The organism is Mesotoga infera, from assembly GCA_011045915.1.
GTDB classification, from domain to species: Bacteria; Thermotogota; Thermotogae; order Petrotogales; family Kosmotogaceae; genus Mesotoga; species Mesotoga infera_D.
This window is the reverse complement of sequence record DSBT01000065.1, coordinates 1-3,392: the sequence shown is the minus strand read 5'-3', so window position 1 is coordinate 3,392 and position 3,392 is coordinate 1. Positions and strand designations below refer to the sequence as shown.

3 protein-coding genes are annotated in these 3,392 nt (G+C 45.3%); all 3 read right to left on the bottom strand.

Going from position 1 to position 3,392, the window contains the following annotated elements:
• Window positions 1-69: 69 nt before the first annotated feature.
• Window positions 70-1,467, bottom strand: coding sequence for an HD domain-containing protein (locus ENN47_02220; protein HDP77004.1), 1,398 nt, complete (start codon window positions 1,465-1,467; stop codon window positions 70-72).
• Window positions 1,464-1,919, bottom strand: coding sequence for a response regulator (locus ENN47_02215; protein ID HDP77003.1), 456 nt, complete (start codon window positions 1,917-1,919; stop codon window positions 1,464-1,466). Before ENN47_02215 ends, ENN47_02220 begins: the two co-directional genes overlap by 4 nt.
• A 4-nt stretch (window positions 1,920-1,923) precedes the next feature.
• Window positions 1,924-3,392: PAS domain S-box protein (locus tag ENN47_02210; GenBank protein HDP77002.1), on the bottom strand; the 1,469-nt coding region annotated here is incomplete at its 5' end.

Genomic DNA, 3,392 nt, shown 5'->3' with positions numbered 1-3,392 from the left:
AGCGAACTCTCGTCAATGCTCTTTAACGAACGATCTTGCTGAAAGAAGATGCTGAACTGCCACAGTTTCTTATGCTTCCAGCGGTTCCTCCCTGAAATCAAAACCTTCTTCAATCAGTTCAGTACAAACATCCACAATACTTGAATCGAAGCAGGTGCCCGATTTGCCATGTATCTCTTCAAGGGCTGCTTCCATTTTGTGGGCTGGTCTGTAGGGTCTATGAGAAGTCATAGCGTCGACTACGTCTACGACGGCAATAATTCTGGCCTCTATGCATATTTCTCTTCCCTTTAGTTTGCGAGGATAACCGGAACCGTCAAGCCTTTCGTGGTGCTGGTGAACGATTTCTGCTACCGGCCAGGGAAGCCGGGCATTCTTGAGGATGTTGTAACCGACACTGCTGTGCTCTTGTATCAAACTGTACTCCTCATTATTCAAAGAGCCTGGTTTAGATAGAATTTCTGCTGGTATGGCAATTTTTCCAATATCATGAAGCAACCCGGCAATCTTAACTGCTTCAATTTGTGGGCCGTCAAGGGCGATTTTCTCAGCTATTTTCGAGGATAGCCGGCTTACATTACGATGATGATGTCGGTTATAGGGGTCCCTTGCAGTCAGGATATCTGAAACCACGGTAACAATAGAGTAGAAGGCTTCAGTTATTCTTTCTGCTGATTCCTGCCTTTCTGTGACGTCACGAGCTATTCCTTCAAGAGCGATAAGCTTTCCATCATCATCGAAAATGTGGACGTTCTGCTGCTCCATCCAGATTATCTTCCCATCCTTTCTTATCCATCTCAATGTAAGGGGCTCACTTTGGTTCGATGAATGGCTGTCGTTAATCAGATTCAATAGTCTAGCTTCATCTTCGGGATGGACGATTTTGGAAATTAGATCGGGATCTTTGTAGAACTCATCGGGAAAATATCCGGTAATACGCGACGATGAAGGACTGACATAGCTGAAACCCTCTTTTTCATGCAGCTCGTACCTGTAAATGAGGTCGCTGGCATTTTCAGCGAGCAACCTGAACTTCTTCTCGCTTTCGATCAAAGCCCTTTCTGCCCTTTCCTTGGCCAGCTTGATCTCCTTCTTCTCCATTGCCTCTACGACCGCATATGGCAGTCTCGCCATATGTTCCTTTATTACGTAATCTACCGCGCCGGCCTTCATGCATTCGGCCGCCGTATCTTCATTCATGGAACCCGTAAGTATTATCACAGGAATCTCAGGCGCCTTCTCTAGAACGAGCTCGATAACTCTCATCCCATCGAAGCCTGGCATCATGTAGTCCGAGATTACAAGATCCGGACAGAATTTCTCCAATTTCTCAACGAAATCTCGCTCAGTATCAACAACTAATGCCTCAATTTCCGGAAACACCACAGAGATTTTCCTTTTAGCCAGATCCACGTCCGTGTGCAGATCTTCTGCGAAAAGGATTTTTATTCTCGTGTCCTTACTCATCCTTCACCAAAACTCGATGGAAGCCTGTTAAGCACCAACCAGTAATCGTTCATCTGTCTCAAGGACTCAATGAAGTTCTCGAAATTGACCGGTTTCACGATATAACTGTTCGCCCCGAGCTTGTAAGATTCTTCGATATCCGTCTCCTGAGTAGAAGAGGTCAGAACTACCACCGGTATTAGACTCGTCCTCGGATCCTTCTTAATTTCTCGCAGAACCTCTATGCCGCTGATCTTAGGAAGTTTCAAATCCAGCAAGATCACTTTCGGAGAATGTGTAACACTTCGCTCGCTATACTTGCCACGCGCAAATATGAAATCGAGAGCCTCCTCACCGTCTTCGGCAACCACAACGTTGTTCGCCAGTTTACTCTTTTTTAGAGCTCTCAGGGTAAGTTCTATGTCCTCGGGATTGTCTTCTACCAGAAGTATCTCCACTACGCTATCGGTCATGCTTTCACCTCTCGGGTATAGAGAAATAGAAGGTCGCGCCGTGGTCTTCATTGCCTTCGGCCCTGACGAAACCTCCATGTCTGTGAATGATTCTCTGAACTATCGAAAGTCCGACACCCGTTCCTTCAAACTCCTTTGAACTATGGAGCCTTTGAAAAACTTCGAAGAGTTTGCTTTCGTATTTCTGGTTAAACCCGACACCGTTGTCCTTGACGTAGTAAGTGTTTATTCCATTTTCTGAATAACCGCCCACCTCTATTTCTATAAGCTCTCTACATGATGAGAATTTCAATGCGTTTGAAAGAAGGTTTACCCAAACCTGTTTCATCATAACCGAGTCCCCGTAGGCTTCAGGCAGATTCTTCAATGTGAGCTTGACCTTATCTCGGAGTTCCGCAGTGATGACTTCATGAAAGATGGAATTCACCATTCCAGTCATGTCAATCTTCGATTTTACAAGTTCAGTTCTATTTAGCCTGGATAAGGCCAGCAAATCGATAATTAGCTGATCCATCTTCTTTATGTTGCGCTTTATTACTCCAAAGAGTCTCACACCTTCATTGTCGAGGATATCAGCATAGTCTTCCTCGATTATTCTGGAATAGCCGTCCACAGCTCTCAGAGGAGCCCTCAAGTCGTGGGAGACTGAGAAGGCAAAGGCTTCTAATTCCTTGTTGACCGCCTCCAGTTGTGTGGTCCGCTCAGCCACCCTTGCTTCGAGTTCAACATTCATTCGCTCCACTTCTTCCTGGTAAGTACGAATTTTGGTGATATCGTGAAGGATCTGCAACTTCGATATGCTTCCGTCGTCATTGCTAACCGGAATGCTTATCAATTCACAGATGCGACCACTTTTTTCGAAACTGCATTCCCACCGTGCAGGTTGACTAGAAGAAGCTCTATCGATTCCGCACCAGGGGCAAGGAGCTTTGAACCCTTGAAAGAATTCAAAACACTTCTTATTCTCTATGAGACCATACTCCTTAATCAACGCGGGATTCGCATAATCGATATCATAACTCTCGTCAATCAGGTAAATGCCTTCGGGAATGCAGTCCAGAATTTTATGAAGCTTCTTTCTTTCTATCTCGAGCTTTCTCTCGGCATTCATATGATCGGTAATATCCCTGGCAAAAACCGATATCCCTTCGCCTAACGGATAGATGTGGATCTCAAGTATCGTGGTTTCTCCCCCATGCTCATACTCGAAGATCGCAGATTCGGCTTTCCCTTTTAGAAGAACCCGTCGGTATGACGCCATCGCCTTTGCAGTTGTTTCATCCTCGGAAAAAACATCCGTTACATGCTTGCCTATTACATCCTTCGAACTGATTCCAGTAATTTCCTCACAGGCCCTGTTCCAGTATATGTATTTCAGGTTCTTGTCGAGTGCATAGAGCATATCTGTTACGCTTCCTGTGACTTTCGCAAGAAGTTCTTTCGCTTCAAGGCGATGCTTCTCCCGGATCTTTT